Here is a 14,615-nt window from a genome sequence, read left to right on the forward strand (position 1 = left end):
CATTAATGCAAACAAACCTTCCAATTTCCGGGAGAAGTATGGATCGCCTCGAGGCCATGTCACTTTTCGTCGCCGCGGTGGAGGCCGGCAGCCTTTCGGCCGCCGGGCGCCGTTTCGGCATCCCGCTTGCAACGGTCAGCCGCAAGGTCTCCGACCTGGAGCGGCATCTGAAGACGCGTCTTCTGAACCGCTCGACGCGGCAGCTGACGCTGACCGACGCAGGTCACGCCTACCTCGCTGCCTGCCATCGCATTCTCGACGAGGTCGGCGAGGCCGAGCGGATCGCCGCCGGCGAATACAGCGCGCCGACGGGTGAACTGATCATCACCGCACCGATCGTCTTTGGCCGCCTGCATGTGCTGCCGGTCGTCACCGGCTTTCTCGCTGCCTACCCCGACGTGGCTATTCGGCTGATGCTCGCGGACCGGATAACCCAGTTGACCGAGGAGCACATCGATCTCGCCATCCGCATCGGCCAGCTTCCCGACTCCAGCCTGGTGGCCACCCGCATCGGCTCGATTCGGCGCGTTGTTTGCGCGAGCCCTGCCTATCTGGCCGAGCATGGCACGCCGCGGACGCCGAAAGACCTCGCGGCACACGACTGCGTCACCTTCGAGGGGCTCACCGCTCCCGCCGCATGGACTTTTGCCACGGGCAAGACCGAACTCACCGTTCCGATCCGCTCACGGCTTCGGGTCAACACCGCGGAAGCGGCGATCGATGCCGCGATTGCCGGCATCGGGTTGACGAGGGTGCTTTCCTACCAGATCGCAGCTGCAGTGCGGTCGGGCACCCTCCGCACCGTGCTGGAGGCATTCGAGCCGCAGCCATGGCCGGTCAGCCTCGTGCATGCCGGCCAGGGTCTGCTGCCGGTGAAACTGCGTGCGTTCCTCGATTTCGCCGCCCCACGCCTGAAGAAACGGCTGCTGCAAGAGACGTGGCAGGCCTGACGAACGGGCCATCGCACCGTTTCCTTTTTGCCCGCGCTTGGTGTAACCAACGCACACCTCCTCATCGGGCTCTTCCTGCATGCTTTATGTCCGCTCGCTGGCGTTCAACTTCGTCTTCTACGTCAATCTGATCGTCCAGATGATCCTCTGGACCCCGTACTATTTCCTGTCTCCGCGCCACCGTGCCTGGTTCGTGCCGAAATTCTGGTCACACACCAGCATGTGGCTCTATGACAAGATCGCCGGCACCAAAAGTGAGATCACCGGCCAGGAAAACCTGCCCGAGGGTTCCTTCATCCTGGCGCCGAAGCATCAGTCCTTCTGGGACGCGATCGCCTTTTTCCCGTTCCTGCAGGATCCGATCTACATCCTGAAGCGGGAACTGACCTGGATCCCGTTCTTCGGCTGGTACATCCTGAAAATGCGCATGATCCCGGTCGACCGCGGCAGCCGCTCGAAGGCGCTGAAAGCGGTGGTCGCCGCGACCAGGCAGGAGCTGGCGCGCAATCCCCGCCAGCTGATCATCTATCCCGAGGGCACGCGCCGGGCGCCGGGCGACGAGCCGGCCTATAAATACGGCATCGTCGAGCTCTATATCCAGCTTGGCATTCCGGTGGTGCCGGTCGCCCATGTCGCCGGCCTCTATTGGCCGCGGCGGAAATTCCTGCGCTATCCCGGCACGATCAAGGCCCGCTTCCTACCGCCGATCCCGGCGGGTTTGGGCAAGGAAGAATTCATGGAACGGCTGATCGGCGAGACGGAAGCCGCCTGCGACCAGCTGCTCATCGAGGCGTCCCAGGCGCCAAACCCGCCGCCAATGCCGCCGACGGCGGTAAAGCGGCTGGGGGAACTTGGCTCCGATACCCCGACCTGAACCATCTAAGCTTGCGGCACTGTCCCCTAGGGAATCACAGCCAGCGCCGTGGTCAACACCAGTGTTGCCGCGAACGTCAGATTGATGATCCGCGAGGCCAGCGGCTTGCGCAGGAAGCGCGCAAACGCTGCCCCGGCGAGAAGCCACAGGACATGGATGGCGACGATCATCGAAGCGAGGATCGCCAACCTGAGCCCTGCATCGAGCTCACCGGCGGACGACGTGCCGGCAAATACGGCGGCAATCGCCACATAGGCTTTCGGGTTGGCGACCGCCAGCAGAAACCCGCCGAGGAATGTGGGACGTGCCGCCCCGCCGCTGCGCGCTGCCAGAGGCGGGGCCGTTGCTATCTTGAAGGCGAGGTAGAGGATGTAGGCTGCGGATGCCACCGCCAGGAGCGGTGTGAGCGTCGGCACAGAGGTGAGCATGGCCGTAATGCCCGTCGCCACGACCAAAAGCACGGCGACCGTACCAAGAATGATACCCGAGGCATAGCGGAGCGAATCGCGCAGGCCGAAGGCGGCGCCGACGGCGGTGACGCTTATCGTCGCCGGGCCCGGACTGCCCATCACGACCGCCGATGCCAGCACAAGCGCGAGCAATTGCTGCCATAGTTCCGGATGGGAAAAGACCTGTTCGGCCATCTGTATACCAGTATCCAGGCGCGATGCCGGCAATGGTATGGCAGGGCATAGCAGGCGTCTTGAACGATCGTGCAGCGAGCCTTTCCGGCGCAGGCCGCGCCCGGTTCTTGGCTGCTGTTTGATAAAGCCACCGCTTCGCGCTGGCGTCTAAGCACTCGTGCTGTCGAGCTCGACGATATCGTCCGGACCGAACTCCAATGATGCGGCGCGGACGAGGCTGTCTACCTGATCCAATGTCGTGGCACTGGCGATCGGCGCGGTGACGCCGGGCCGCGCAATCACCCAGGCGAGCGCCACTTCCGCCGGCTTGGCCGCGTGACGCGCCGACACCGCGTCGAGTGCCGCCAGGATGCGCATGCCGCGCGTGTTGAGATAGTTCTTCACGTCGTCGCCACGCGCGCTTTTACCGAGATCGGCCTGGCTGCGGTACTTGCCGCTCAAAAACCCCTTGGCGAGGCTGAAATAGGTGATGACGCCGATATCCTCGGCCATGCACAGATCGCGCAGCGGTCCATCGAAAGAGGCGCGATCGTAGAGATTGTATTCCGGCTGCAGCACCGAATAGCGCGGCAGGCCCCGCAAGCTTGCCACGTCGAGCGCGGCGCGCATCTGGCCGGCATCGAGATTGGAGGCGCCGACGTGGCGGATCTTGCCCTTGTCGAGCAGCTTCTGATAGGCGCCGAGCGTTTCCTCGTAAGGGGTGGCCGGGTCCGGCCAGTGCGACAGATAGAGATCCACGACATCGGTCTGCAGCCGCTTCAGCGACGCATCGATGGCCTTTTCGATATAGGCCGCGGAGAGGTCTTTCCTGCCCTGCCCCATGTCCGACCCGACCTTGGTGATCACCACAACCTTGTCGCGATTGCCGCGGCTTTTCATCCATTTGCCGATGATCGTTTCGGATTCGCCGCCCTTGTTGCCGGGAACCCAGCGCGAATAGGCATCGGCGGTGTCGATGGCGTTGAGGCCGGCGCCGACGAACCGGTCGAGCAGGTCGAAAGAGGTTTTCTCGTCGGCGGTCCAGCCGAAGACGTTGCCACCCAGAACCAGCGGCGCGATGGACAGGTCGGTTTGACCGAGACGACGTTTCTCCAAGACTGATCTCCGTGGGGAATGGAAAGAAGCGGGCGAAAAGCCCCGTGACCGGCTTAACCTATGGCGGGCCGCACCGACGTCAAAGGGCCGGCCGACTTTTCCACCGACCAGCGCTTCACAAAGGCGCGATCCGTTTCGCCACCTCTGCCAGCCAATGGTCGCGGATCCCCAGCGCCTCGAGGTGCTCCAGCGTGCTGGACACGTAGTCCTCATTCTTTCCCGACTGGCCGACGGCGCCGCGAACGACGCTCGCCGCATCGGCCGCATCGAGCGCACCGGCATATTGCTCGTGGGTACGGTCGACGACATAGGCGACAGCCTCGACCGTCTCGCCTCCGTCTGTGTCGCCCCCACCCTTGTCGGCCTCACGCGTGTCCCCCTTGTCGAGGCGAATGCTAAGCATGCGCTCGAGATAGACATTGGTGACCAGTTCGCGTTCGCGCAGATAGGTGATGACCTCGTTGCGCAGATCGCCGGGGACGCGGAAAGCCAGCCCGATGCAGGAGCCGCCACGGTCGAGGCCGAGCACCAGGCCGGGCCGTTCGCGCGTGCCGCGATGCACGAAGGAGTAGACGCACAGCGAGCGGCGGTAGCCATGGAGGCGGGCCCGCCGCGTCTCGACATGCGCAAATCCCGGCCGCCAGATCAGCGAGCCGTAGCCAAAAACCCAAAAATCGCCCATATCGCCAAGCCTGGTTGCAGCACCGCACTGGAATCGGTGTTTTTTCAATCCGTCTTCGTCTACCCGATCTTGCCGGAAACGACACCTCTGCAACACGCGCCAACGAGAGCCGCAGCATGACGTCAAATGACGAACGCCCGCCGAATTTTCTCCGCCGGCTGTTCTGGCTCGGCGTTTTCATCGTCGTGCTGTTCGGCCTCTACAGTGCCGGCTGGTTCTACCTGGCAGACAAGGTCAAGAGCGAAGCCGACATAGCGGTGGCCGAACTCAACGGCAGTGGCATCGAGGCGGACTGCGCCAATCTCACGGTCAGCGGCTACCCCTCAAGCTTCGCCGTTTCCTGCGACAGCCTGGCTTATCAGGACGACAACAGGAACGTCGCCGCCTCGCTCGGCAGCCTCAAAGCAGTCACGCACATTACCCAGATCCTGTCACCTGGCGCCGACCTGCGGGGGCCGCTCAGGACCTCCGTGCCGGGGATGGCGCCGCTGTGGATCGACTGGGACGATCTGCGAGCGAACGTCAAACTGTCCTGGCCGCTGCCCCGGCGCGTTTCACTGGAGGCAGAGGCTCTGTCAGCCCAGACCGATCCGGCCGATGGCACAGACCCGGTCGAGCTGTTCAGCGCTGGGACAGCGGCCGGAGAATTGCGTCCGAACGGCCAGGACATCGACTATACCGGGAGTTTTACCGACCTCGAAATCGATCCGGGCGCGATCGATGGCCGCGTGCTGCCGCCGCTCGACGGCGGCGGCGACGTGACGCTGAAGAACGGCGTGGCGCTGATCAAGACACAAACAGAGAGCCTGCGCGGCCGGGCGGTGGATATCGGCAAGCTCGATCTGTCGTCGGGGAACGCGCGCGTCACCGTTTCCGGACCGGTTTCGGTCGATGCCGACGGGCTGATCGACGCCGATTTGATGATCAAGCTCAGCGATCCGAAGGCGGTGGCGGAAATCCTCGGCAAGGCCATTCCCGAGCAGAAGAGCCAGATCAAAACTGGCTTTGCCGGGCTGGCGCTGCTTGGCAACGAACCGTCGATGCCGCTCAAGATCGTCAAGGGCAAGGCCTCGCTCGGTTTTATACCGCTGGGCAGGATCAAGCCGGTCGATTAGGCGACGATTGCGAACCTCCAGTTCGGAAAGACCATGGTCAAACAGGAAGATGGATGAACCGCCCGGTGAAGCTCCTGTGTGTTGGCGCGCTGACGCTCGATACGATCCTTCGCGTCGACACGCTTCCGGCGCGTCAGGGCAAGTTCATCGCGTCCGACGGCGTCCAGATCGCCTCGGGCATGGCTTCGAGCGCGGCCTGCGCCGCACGCCGCCTCGGCGCGGAGGTATCGCTGTGGGCGAGCGCGGGAGACGACCTCGTCGGCGATCAGCTGGTCGCCGGCATTGAGGCCGAAGGCGTCGATTGCAGCTTTGTCCGGCGCGTCGCCGGCGCGCGGTCGGCGCTGTCGGCCATCCTGGTCGACACGCATGGCGAGCGCATTATCGTTCCGTTCTATGACAAGCTCGCCCAGGCCGACCCCGAAGCGCTCCCCACAAAAGATCTCACCGCATTCGATGCCGTCCTGGTCGACGTGCGCTGGCCGGGCGCGGCAGCTCTGGCCCTGACGGCGGCGCGCGCAATCGGCCGTCCAGCCATACTTGACGCCGACACCGCGCCACGGGCCGTGCTGGAACGGCTGTTTCCGCTCGCCTCGCATGTCGTCGCGTCGGAGCCGGCGGCGTTCATCCTCTGCGGTGAGGAGCAAGGCCCGCCGGCGGCCTGTGAAGCGCTGGCCAGACGCACCGATGCATTCGTGGCGGTGACCGGCGGCGCAGCGGGAAGCTGGTGGTTCGACCGCTCGTTGGCGTCGGTGCGCCACGTCGCGGCGCCAAGGATCAAGGCAGTGGATACGCTTGCCGCCGGCGACGTGTTTCACGGCGCCTTTGCCGTCGGGCTGGCCGAGGCCATGCCGATCGAACGGACATTGCGCTTTGCCAGCGCCGCCGCCGCGCTCAAATGCCTGCGCTTCGGCGGCAGGCTGGGCGCGCCGGACAGGGCCGAGACACTGGCGATGATGGCGGCTCACTGGCCGGATTGAGCGCGAGGCGGCCTTCAAATCGGATGGTACCGCCGCTCTTTTGCTTGAGCATCGGATTTCACCTAAAACCGGTACGGGTCCGATGCTCTATCCCTTGGCCGGATGCTCGACTGCCTGCCGGCCAAAGTCCGGCACGTCGATGTCCTGGCCAGCCTCGATGATCGAGCGGCGCACGGCGCGGGTGCGGGTGAACAGGTCGAACAGCTTTTCGCCGTCGCCCCAGCGGATCGCCCGCTGCAGCGAGGCCAGATCCTCCGAGAACCGCGCCAGCATTTCGAGGATGGCATCCTTGTTGTGCAGGCAGACGTCCCGCCACATCGTCGGATCGGACGCGGCAAGGCGCGTGAAGTCGCGAAAGCCGGAGGCCGAATATTTTATGACCTCGGACTTGGTCACCGACTCCAGATCGTCCGCGGTGCCGACGATGTTATAGGCGATGATGTGCGGCAGGTGCGAGACGATGGCCAATGTCATGTCGTGATGCTGGGGATCCATCGTGTCGATGTTGGAGCCGCAGCGGCGCCAGAATTCCGAGAGCCTTTCCAGCGCCTCGGGATCGGTGCCGGGTAGCGGCGTGAAGATGCACCAGCGGTTTTCGAACAATTCGGCAAAGCCGGCGTCCGGGCCCGATTTTTCAGTGCCGGCCAGTGGATGGCCGGGGATGAAATGCACGCCGGCAGGCACATGCGGCTGCATCTGCGCGATGACCGACGCCTTGGTCGAGCCGACATCGGTGAGGATTGCGCCCTGCTTCAGCGCCGGTGCGATTTCCTCGGCGACCTCGCCCGAAGAACCGACCGGCACCGAAACGATGACCAGGTCGGCATCGCCGACCGCCTCTTTCGCATCCGACGTGTAGAAGGAGCCGAGGCCGAGTTGTTTCGCCCGCGCCAGCGTCGTTTCGCTGCGCGTCGAGATGGCGACATGACCGGCAAGGCCTTCGCGATGGATTACGCGGGCCAGCGACGAGCCGATCAGGCCGATGCCGACCAGCGCGATCTTTGCGAACATCGGTGATGTCATGGTGTTCTAGCTTTTCAGAAATGTCGCGAGGGCGGCGACAACGCCGCGATTGGCCTCTTCGGTGCCGATGCTCATGCGCAACGCATTCGGGAAGCCGTAGCCGGAAACGCGCCGCAATATGTAGCCGCGCGCACAGAGGTAATCGTCCGCAGCTGCCGCCGAATGTTTTTTGTCCTCGGGAAAGTGGATGAGGACGAAATTGCCGACGCTCGGCGTCACCCGCAGTCCGAGCCTGGTCAACTCCTCGCTCACCCAGGTCAGCCAGGTCTCGTTATGCGCCACGCTGCGCTCGACATGGGCACGGTCGCGGATCGCGGCAATTCCGGCCTCGATCGCGGTCGCGTTGACGTTGAAGGGACCCCGCACCCGATTGATCGCATCGATGACATGCATCGGCGCGTACATCCAGCCGATCCGCGCGCCGCCGAGGCCGAGCTTGGAGAAGGTACGGGTCATGACCACGTTTTCCGCGCCAGCCACCAGTTCGACGCCGGCTTCATAGTCGTTGCGGCGGACATATTCGGCATAGGCTGCATCAAGCACCAGTAGCACGTTTCGAGGCAGGCTGGCATGCAGGCGGCGCACCTCCTGGAACGGCAAATAGGTACCGGTCGGGTTGTTGGGATTGGCGAGGAAAATGATCCTGGTACGCGGCGTCACCGCAGCGAGGATCGCATCGAGGTCGGCACGCTCATTGGTTTCCTTGACCGAGACCGGGACAGCACCTGCCGACTGGATGTAGATCTTGTAGACCATGAAGCCGTGTTCGGTGATCACAGCCTCGTCGCCGGGCGCGAGATAGGTCTGCGCAAGCAGGCCCAGAATCTCGTCGGAACCATTGGAACAGACGATGTTCGCCGGATTGAGGCCATGCACCTCGGCGATCGCCTCCCGCAGGCGCCTGGCGGTGCCGTCGGGATATATGCCGAGCTTGGCCGCAACGTCGCGCGCGGCTTCTATCGCCTTCGGCGAGGGGCCGAGCGGGTTCTCGTTCGACGACAATTTGTGGACCTTGGCAACGCCGGCCGGCGCCGTGCTTTTGCCCGGCACATAGGCTTCGATGTCCATGATCCCCGCGCGGGGCGTTGGACGTGCCTGATCCGATGCCTGGTTCATATTGCAAAAATCCGTCGAGAACGCTTCCGCTGCTCCAACGCGATGCGAATTTCAGATCCGCCACACTGGAAGCCGCCGCGGAAATACAAGCCGTGGCCTGGAATGTCGAGAGGCGGCAATGATCGGTGCGTGACTGGCCGTTGACGCCGAGGCGCGCCGGTCCTAAAGAAAGGCGAAATCCCGTGGTGATTTGGCCGGTCGGCTTGCAGCCACGTTAAACAACTCGCTAAAGGGCCGTTTGCATCCTGTAACCGGCTTTGCGAAGGCAATGCCGGTTTTTTTGTTGTCCGCAGCCGGCCGGACAGTCGCATCGAGCCGAAAATCGCAATCGACTTTCGGAAAACACGATGGGTTAATGTAAGAGGATGCGATGGTCGCGCTGCGCACGAAAAGAACCAACAACGAGGCCGACGAGCCGTCGAGCCCGGTGTTGCGTTTCGGCGCCGACAAGCCGCTCAAGCTCGATGCCGGCACACTGCTGTCGCCGTTCCAGATCGCCTACAAGACCTACGGCACGCTCAACGACGCCCGCTCCAACGCCATCCTCGTCTGCCATGCGCTGACTGGCGACCAGCATGTCGCCAGCACCAATCCGGTGACCGGCAAGCCGGGCTGGTGGGAAGTGCTCATCGGCCCCGGCAAGATCATCGACACCAGCCGCTTCTTCGTCATCTGCTCGAACGTCATCGGCGGCTGCCTCGGCTCGACCGGCCCCGCTTCGACCAATCCCGCCACCGGCAAGCCGTACGGGCTCGACCTGCCGATCATCACCATCCGCGACATGGTGCGGGCGCAGTTGATGCTGGTCGACCATTTCGGCATCGAAAAACTGTTCTCGGTGCTCGGCGGCTCGATGGGCGGCATGCAGGTGCTGCAATGGGCGTCGAGCTATCCGGAGCGCGTTTTCTCGGCGCTGCCGATCGCCACCGGCGCGCGTCATTCCTCGCAGAACATCGCCTTCCATGAGGTCGGCCGGCAGGCGGTGATGGCAGATCCCGACTGGCATGGCGGCAAATATTTCGAGCAGGGCAAGCGTCCAGAAAAGGGGCTGGCCGTGGCGCGGATGGCCGCTCACATCACCTATCTGTCGGAGGCGGCCCTGCACCGGAAGTTTGGCCGCAACCTGCAGGATCGTGAAGCACTCACCTTCGGTTTCGACGCCGATTTCCAGATAGAGAGCTATCTGCGCCATCAGGGCATGACCTTCGTCGACCGCTTCGACGCCAACTCCTATCTCTACATGACCAGGGCGATGGACTATTTCGACCTTGCCGCCGACCATGGCGGCCGGCTCGCCGACGCCTTTGCCGGCACCAAGACCCGTTTCTGCCTGGTCTCCTTCACCAGCGACTGGCTGTTCCCGACCGAGGAGAGCCGCTCGGTCGTTCATGCGCTGAACGCGGCCGGCGCCTCGGTGTCTTTCGTCGAGATCGAGACCGATCGCGGCCACGACGCCTTCCTGCTCGACGAGCCGGAGCTGTTCGCGGCCATCAACGGCTTCATCGCGTCGGCGGCCCGCGCCAGGGGGCTCAGCGCATGACCCCCAAAGATTACAGCCTTTTCGAACCGGCATCTTGCGCCAGGCAGCAGCGCATGACGCCTGAAGTTTGCAGGCTTTTCGGATCAAGGTCATGCGCCAGGCAAGAGGCACGATCATGAGTGTCAACCACGCCCAGCGCGTCGACCTCGAAGTCGTCGCCGATCTCATCCCGCCGCAGTCGCGGGTGCTGGACGTCGGCTCCGGTGATGGCCTGCTGCTCGAATTGCTGCAGGCAACGAAGCAGGTCGACGGCCGTGGGATGGAACTGTCGCAGCGCGGCGTCAACGAATGCGTGGCGCGCGGCCTGTCCGTCATCCAGGGCGACGCCGACAAGGACCTCAAATTCTATCCCGACAAGGGTTTTGATTTCGTCGTCCTGTCGCAGACCTTGCAGGCGACCCGCAACCCGAAGCTGGTGCTTGACGAGTTGCTCAGGATCGGCAAGCACGCCATCGTCTCCTTCCCCAATTTCGGCCACTGGCGGGTACGCCTTTCGCTGTTCGTCGAAGGGCGGATGCCGGTGACCAAGGACCTGCCCTATTCCTGGTACGACACGCCCAACATCCATTTCTGCACCATCCGCGACTTCGTCAATCTCTGCGAAGAGCTCGGCGCAACGGTGGAAAAGGCAACCGCGCTCGACGCCAATGGCCAGAAAATCGGCCTGTCGATGCCTTGGTGGTTCTGGAATTTCTTTGGCCAGCAGGCGGTGTTCCTGCTGAAGAGATAACGGCGACCCGTCGCTTCGGCCAGCCGGCCCGAGTCCGGAGACATCTGGGACTGATCGAGGTCTAGCGATCAAGTTCCGGAAAATACGGATCGGAGAAAAACCGCCGACCGCGCTCGCCTTGCAAACAGTCGACCGGTGCTGCCGCATCGACCGGGACGGATCCGGGATCGGCCCCGGGACCGGCATTAGGATCGGCAACACCGCTGACCTCGAGGACCAGCTTGCGGCGTATGGCGGTCACGAATTCCGAAGCGGCATAGACCGGCAGCACGAAGGAGCCTGGCCCGCCTGTGACGCACTCGGCATAGTATTGGTCGAGATGGCTGAAGCTGGGCGACGGGCTGATCAGGATCGGCAGGCCATTGATGACGATGCCCTTTGCTATCGCGGCGTCGCGTGTCGTGGCGACGGGCATCCCGATATTGTTGGGGCCATCGCCTGAGATGTCGATGACGCTGCGCGTCGCGTCGAAGGCGGCTCCATCCAAAAGCTTGGCGCCGAAGGCGAGCGCACTGGAAATCGAGGTGCCGCGAAAGCTCCTGAACGGGCGCGCCTCGATCTTGCCGGCGAATACCTCGGCGCTCTCGGCATCGTCGATGACCTGCCAGGCAATGACGGCGTCGTCGCGGACGGTGCCTGCCCATTCGAAATAGGCCAGCGCAATGCGGCCGTTCACGCCCGAACGCACCGCATTGATGAAGTCGGGGTGGCGCAGTGCCTTGACATAGCCGGCGCGCTGCAGGGCGAATTCCTTTTCGTCCATCGAGTGCGAGATGTCGACCGCCAGCACCAGTTCGACGTCCACGGCAATGGTGTCGGCAGGCGCGGCCAAAGGTGCTGCCTGGGCACGGGCAAGGCAGGCAAGCAGGCTGACGCAGGTCGCCCAAAAGCGCGCAGCGGTTTTGGGGTAACGACAAGCATCGAAGCAAAGACTCAAAGCGTGTCGCATGAATCCAACGCCGCAGGCTTCCGAACGATGCCGGCAATCTTTCGCCGCGATCACGGCAAAATAAAGCTTACGGCCGGCTATGCCTGTTGGTGGGCTTTGGCGACGGCCGGGGGTGGTTCGATCGCGCCGGCCCTGACGCGGACTGGCTTGAGAGCCGGTCGCTCGAAATCTTTCACGATCGCCAATGAGCGCGGGAAGAATTCAATATTCTGCTGGCCACGGCCGATATTGAGGATCGCGGCGTCGGCAAGACGCGCCTCCAGCATCGACAGCACCCGCCGCAGCGTCGCGCCGTCGAACGTGTCCAAAGCCTCATCGATGATCACCCATTTCGGCTGCCGCAAGACCAGCCGGGCAAAGGCAAGCAGGCGCTGCTCGTCATCGCTCAATTCGCGCTCCCAGCGCGCCGACCGGTCGAGCGAGGATGACAGCCGCCCGAGACCGACCTCGGCAAGCACCGCCGAGATCTCGGCGTCGCTGACCGCGGCATCGGCGTGGTCGAGCACCTCGCGCAGCGTGCCGAGCGGGAAATAGGATTTTCGGGGAACGAAGGCCGGCACCTCTCCGGCCGGCATGCCGATCCGCCCGCTTCCCCACGGCCACAGACCGGCAATGGCGCGGAAGAACAGCGTCTTGCCGGCGCGCGGATCTCCGGTGATCATGACGCGCTCGCCGGCACGGATCTCGACATGGGGCTCGGCGAGCTTGGTGCATCCATCCCGCGACGCAATTTCGAGCTTGTCGAATGTCAGCCTGCCGTCCGGATTTTCGCCGAACTCGATGCGCCTCTCGCTGTGGTGGAGCACATCCGTTTCAGCAAGCGCGATGCGGAAATCGGCGACGCGCATCAGCGTGGCGCGCCAATCGGCGATGCCGCCGATATTGTTGATGAACCAGCGCAACGAGGAATGCACCTGGTTGAAGGCGCCGACAGCCATCATCAGCCCGCCGAAGCTGATGTCACCGGCGAAATAGACCGGCGCGGCGACGAGGATCGGCGCGACGACAGTGATCCAGCCATAGGTGTCGGTCACCCAGGAAAGATTGATCTGGGCGCTGTAGATGCGCCGCATCGCGCCCAGCACCGTGCCGAGGTCGAGCTCAAGCCGCCGTCGCGCGTCGGCCTCGCCGTGCGCAAGCGCGATGGCATCGACATTCTCGTTGACGCGGACCACCGAGGAGCGCAGCTCCGCCTCGCGCGTATAGCGGTCGGTGTTGAAGCGGATGAGCGGCCGTCCGACCAGCCAGCTCAGCCAGGAGGCGGTGCCTGCATAGAGGATTGCGGCCCACACCATGTAGCCCGGAATCGCCAGCGAATAGCCGCCGATATGGAAGACGAAGCCGGAAGACAGCGACCAAAGTACGCCGACGAACGAAACAAGCAGAATCAACGACTGCAATAGTCCTATGCCGAGACCTGTCGAAAGATCGGAGAGATGCCCGGCATCCTGCTGCAGGCGCTGGTCGGGGTTGACGCCGATGGCGCCGGCGTTGGCGAGCCGGAAAGCCCGCGCCGGCCGCATCCATTCACCGATCAGATCGACGGTCAACGCCTCACGCAGCTTCAGCCGGATCGTCTGGTCGAGCCAGGTCTGGCCGACATTGAGCACCACAAGCCCGCCGGCGATGGCGGAAAACACCAGAAGCTGGTGCAGGAAACCCTGCATGTCGCGCCGAGCCAGCGCGTCGTAAAAGGGCTCGTTCCAGCGATTGAGCAGAACCTGCCCGATCGAGGTTGCCACAATGACGGCGACGATGCCGAGGCAGGCCCAGAGCAGTTGTTTGCGGATCGGCGACTTCGCCAGCGCCAGCCTGATTGTCGCCAGTTGGTCGCGCAGGCTGCTGGCTTCGACCGACGCGGCAATCGGCTTGGCGCTGGCCTCGAAATCCGGATGATCAGCCATTGATGAAGACCCTTCGCAAGCGGTGCTGAAACCGGTGAGCAAGTCCACTCAATCGGGTAGCAAACCCGCCCACGACAGATAGGTGGGAAAAAGCGTGATTCCGATCACGAAAACGTCATCGGCGGCCCGGCGACGGCGCCTTCCCGCTCGGCGATATCCGGCCGAGCCTTGTGGCGCCATGCGGCGAGAAAACCGGCACGAAGACGCGGCGAGAGGCGCGCTGGACGACCGGCACACCCTGATAGAGCCGCTTCTGCGCCTCGACGACGATGACGCCGGAAAAGATCGGCCAGAACCTGCGGCCGGCGCGCTCCAGCACATTGTGGAACCGCATCATGAAGCGTCGCCGCGATGGCGGGAAGAACAGGGCGTCGGACCAGGCCGCGGGCGTGAAATTCGCTTCGCGCAGCAATTCGGTGAGCTGGCCGCGCGAGAAAGGCCGGCCGCTGCCGAACGGCGTATGCTCGAAACGCGCCCAGACACCGCGCCGGTTGGGCACGACGATGACGACGCGGCCTGCGGGCGACAGCACCCGCCAGATTTCGTTCAGCGTCTCGCGCGGGTTCTCGGCATGTTCGAGTGAATGGACGAGCAGCATGCGGTCGATGGAGGCATCGACCAACGGCAATTCCTCATCGAAGACCAGCGCGGTCGCGGTTGGCCCGGTGGCCGGCCAGACCACCGCGCCTTGCGTCGCCGGCATGAAGGCAAAGACTCGTTCGGCATCGGTGCCGAACCGCTCCAGCCATGGCAAGGTGTAGCCGAGGCCGACCAGGCGCTCATTGGGCACGACAGCCCATATCGAGGACAACGCCATGGTGATCGAGCGTTCGGCCAATCGCCCGAGCGTGGTCGAATAAAACGAGCGAAGGTCGACGATATCGGAATGCATGCGCGGCACGCTATCTTCGATGCTGTCCAAGTTCAACAAAGGCGCCCAGTTCTACAAAGACGGATGACATCCGCGGGCAAGCGCCCTATGTCTGCGGCGACTGCTGCATCGGCCAGAAATCGGT

14 protein-coding genes and 1 riboswitch are annotated in these 14,615 nt (G+C 63.8%); of the genes, 6 read left to right on the plus strand and 8 right to left on the minus strand.

Annotated elements, in window-relative coordinates:
* Positions 1 to 38 precede the first annotated feature (38 nt).
* The gene (locus tag AC0L2B_RS23405; protein ID WP_473746994.1) at positions 39 to 950 is read left to right on the plus strand and encodes a LysR family transcriptional regulator; all 912 of its coding nucleotides are present in this window, start codon (positions 39 to 41) and stop codon (positions 948 to 950) included.
* Between the two features lie 79 nt (positions 951 to 1,029).
* Positions 1,030 to 1,824 carry a lysophospholipid acyltransferase family protein gene (locus AC0L2B_RS23410; RefSeq protein ID WP_473585308.1) on the plus strand — a complete coding sequence of 265 codons (795 nt, stop codon included), beginning with the start codon at positions 1,030 to 1,032 and terminating at the stop codon, positions 1,822 to 1,824.
* Between the two features lie 26 nt (positions 1,825 to 1,850).
* Here the strand turns inward: AC0L2B_RS23410 and AC0L2B_RS23415 are convergent, their stop codons facing one another.
* The 3 genes from AC0L2B_RS23415 to AC0L2B_RS23425 all read right to left on the minus strand — a co-directional run bounded on the left by AC0L2B_RS23415 (position 1,851) and on the right by AC0L2B_RS23425 (position 4,245).
* On the minus strand, positions 1,851 to 2,468 hold the full coding sequence (locus AC0L2B_RS23415; RefSeq protein WP_473746995.1) for a LysE family translocator: 618 nt from the start codon (positions 2,466 to 2,468) through the stop codon (positions 1,851 to 1,853).
* Positions 2,469 to 2,615: 147 nt separating this feature from the next.
* Positions 2,616 to 3,563 (minus strand): aldo/keto reductase, encoded by a 948-nt coding sequence (locus AC0L2B_RS23420; RefSeq protein ID WP_473746996.1) that lies wholly within the window; start codon positions 3,561 to 3,563, stop codon positions 2,616 to 2,618.
* Between the two features lie 115 nt (positions 3,564 to 3,678).
* Positions 3,679 to 4,245 carry a gamma-glutamylcyclotransferase gene (locus AC0L2B_RS23425; RefSeq protein WP_473747236.1) on the minus strand — a complete coding sequence of 189 codons (567 nt, stop codon included), beginning with the start codon at positions 4,243 to 4,245 and terminating at the stop codon, positions 3,679 to 3,681.
* A gap of 116 nt (positions 4,246 to 4,361) precedes the next feature.
* On the opposite strand from AC0L2B_RS23425, the gene AC0L2B_RS23430 reads away from it, so the two are divergent.
* Complete coding sequence (locus tag AC0L2B_RS23430) at positions 4,362 to 5,360, plus strand: DUF2125 domain-containing protein (RefSeq protein WP_473746998.1); 999 nt, start codon at positions 4,362 to 4,364, stop codon at positions 5,358 to 5,360.
* 53 nt (positions 5,361 to 5,413) lie between these two features.
* The gene (locus AC0L2B_RS23435; RefSeq protein ID WP_473746999.1) at positions 5,414 to 6,337 is read left to right on the plus strand and encodes a sugar kinase; all 924 of its coding nucleotides are present in this window, start codon (positions 5,414 to 5,416) and stop codon (positions 6,335 to 6,337) included.
* Between the two features lie 87 nt (positions 6,338 to 6,424).
* On the opposite strand, the gene AC0L2B_RS23440 is transcribed toward AC0L2B_RS23435, so the two are convergent.
* Positions 6,425 to 7,360 carry a prephenate/arogenate dehydrogenase family protein gene (locus AC0L2B_RS23440; protein WP_473747000.1) on the minus strand — a complete coding sequence of 312 codons (936 nt, stop codon included), beginning with the start codon at positions 7,358 to 7,360 and terminating at the stop codon, positions 6,425 to 6,427.
* A gap of 6 nt (positions 7,361 to 7,366) precedes the next feature.
* Positions 7,367 to 8,476, minus strand: coding sequence for a histidinol-phosphate transaminase (hisC, locus tag AC0L2B_RS23445; protein ID WP_473747001.1), 1,110 nt, complete (start codon positions 8,474 to 8,476; stop codon positions 7,367 to 7,369).
* A gap of 172 nt (positions 8,477 to 8,648) precedes the next feature.
* A riboswitch (SAM riboswitch) is annotated at positions 8,649 to 8,726 on the plus strand.
* Between the two features lie 120 nt (positions 8,727 to 8,846).
* Between hisC and metX the strand changes: the two genes are divergently transcribed.
* A complete protein-coding gene (metX, locus tag AC0L2B_RS23450; protein ID WP_077372941.1) occupies positions 8,847 to 10,016 on the plus strand; it encodes a homoserine O-acetyltransferase MetX in 1,170 nt (389 codons plus the stop codon).
* 115 nt (positions 10,017 to 10,131) lie between these two features.
* The gene (gene metW / locus AC0L2B_RS23455) at positions 10,132 to 10,746 is read left to right on the plus strand and encodes a methionine biosynthesis protein MetW (RefSeq protein ID WP_023797197.1); all 615 of its coding nucleotides are present in this window, start codon (positions 10,132 to 10,134) and stop codon (positions 10,744 to 10,746) included.
* Between the two features lie 61 nt (positions 10,747 to 10,807).
* Here metW and AC0L2B_RS23460 read toward each other — a convergent pair whose 3' ends face one another.
* The 3 genes from AC0L2B_RS23460 to AC0L2B_RS23470 form a co-directional block, all read right to left on the minus strand.
* Complete coding sequence (locus AC0L2B_RS23460) at positions 10,808 to 11,578, minus strand: DUF1194 domain-containing protein (protein ID WP_473747002.1); 771 nt, start codon at positions 11,576 to 11,578, stop codon at positions 10,808 to 10,810.
* A 194-nt stretch (positions 11,579 to 11,772) separates the two neighbouring features.
* Positions 11,773 to 13,599, minus strand: coding sequence for an ABC transporter ATP-binding protein/permease (locus tag AC0L2B_RS23465; protein WP_473747003.1), 1,827 nt, complete (start codon positions 13,597 to 13,599; stop codon positions 11,773 to 11,775).
* Between the two features lie 115 nt (positions 13,600 to 13,714).
* Positions 13,715 to 14,491 (minus strand): class I SAM-dependent methyltransferase, encoded by a 777-nt coding sequence (locus AC0L2B_RS23470; protein ID WP_091593108.1) that lies wholly within the window; start codon positions 14,489 to 14,491, stop codon positions 13,715 to 13,717.
* Positions 14,492 to 14,615: the final 124 nt, after the last annotated feature.

It is taken from the genome of Mesorhizobium sp. WSM4815, assembly GCF_055811575.1.

Bases quoted from the DNA above. Each gene is read 5' to 3' on its own strand.
- AC0L2B_RS23405 (WP_473746994.1), top strand. From the start codon at position 39: ATGGATCGCCTCGAGGCCATGTCACTTTTCGTCGCCGCGGTGGAGGCC.
- AC0L2B_RS23410 (WP_473585308.1), top strand. From the start codon at position 1,030: ATGCTTTATGTCCGCTCGCTGGCGTTCAACTTCGTCTTCTACGTCAAT.
- AC0L2B_RS23415 (WP_473746995.1), bottom strand. From the start codon at position 2,468: ATGGCCGAACAGGTCTTTTCCCATCCGGAACTATGGCAGCAATTGCTC.
- AC0L2B_RS23425 (WP_473747236.1), bottom strand. From the start codon at position 4,245: ATGGGCGATTTTTGGGTTTTTGGCTACGGCTCGCTGATCTGGCGGCCG.
- AC0L2B_RS23430 (WP_473746998.1), top strand. From the start codon at position 4,362: ATGACGTCAAATGACGAACGCCCGCCGAATTTTCTCCGCCGGCTGTTC.
- AC0L2B_RS23435 (WP_473746999.1), top strand. From the start codon at position 5,414: ATGAACCGCCCGGTGAAGCTCCTGTGTGTTGGCGCGCTGACGCTCGAT.
- AC0L2B_RS23440 (WP_473747000.1), bottom strand. From the start codon at position 7,360: ATGACATCACCGATGTTCGCAAAGATCGCGCTGGTCGGCATCGGCCTG.
- hisC (WP_473747001.1), bottom strand. From the start codon at position 8,476: ATGAACCAGGCATCGGATCAGGCACGTCCAACGCCCCGCGCGGGGATC.
- metX (WP_077372941.1), top strand. From the start codon at position 8,847: ATGGTCGCGCTGCGCACGAAAAGAACCAACAACGAGGCCGACGAGCCG.
- metW (WP_023797197.1), top strand. From the start codon at position 10,132: ATGAGTGTCAACCACGCCCAGCGCGTCGACCTCGAAGTCGTCGCCGAT.
- AC0L2B_RS23465 (WP_473747003.1), bottom strand. From the start codon at position 13,599: ATGGCTGATCATCCGGATTTCGAGGCCAGCGCCAAGCCGATTGCCGCG.
- AC0L2B_RS23470 (WP_091593108.1), bottom strand. From the start codon at position 14,491: ATGCATTCCGATATCGTCGACCTTCGCTCGTTTTATTCGACCACGCTC.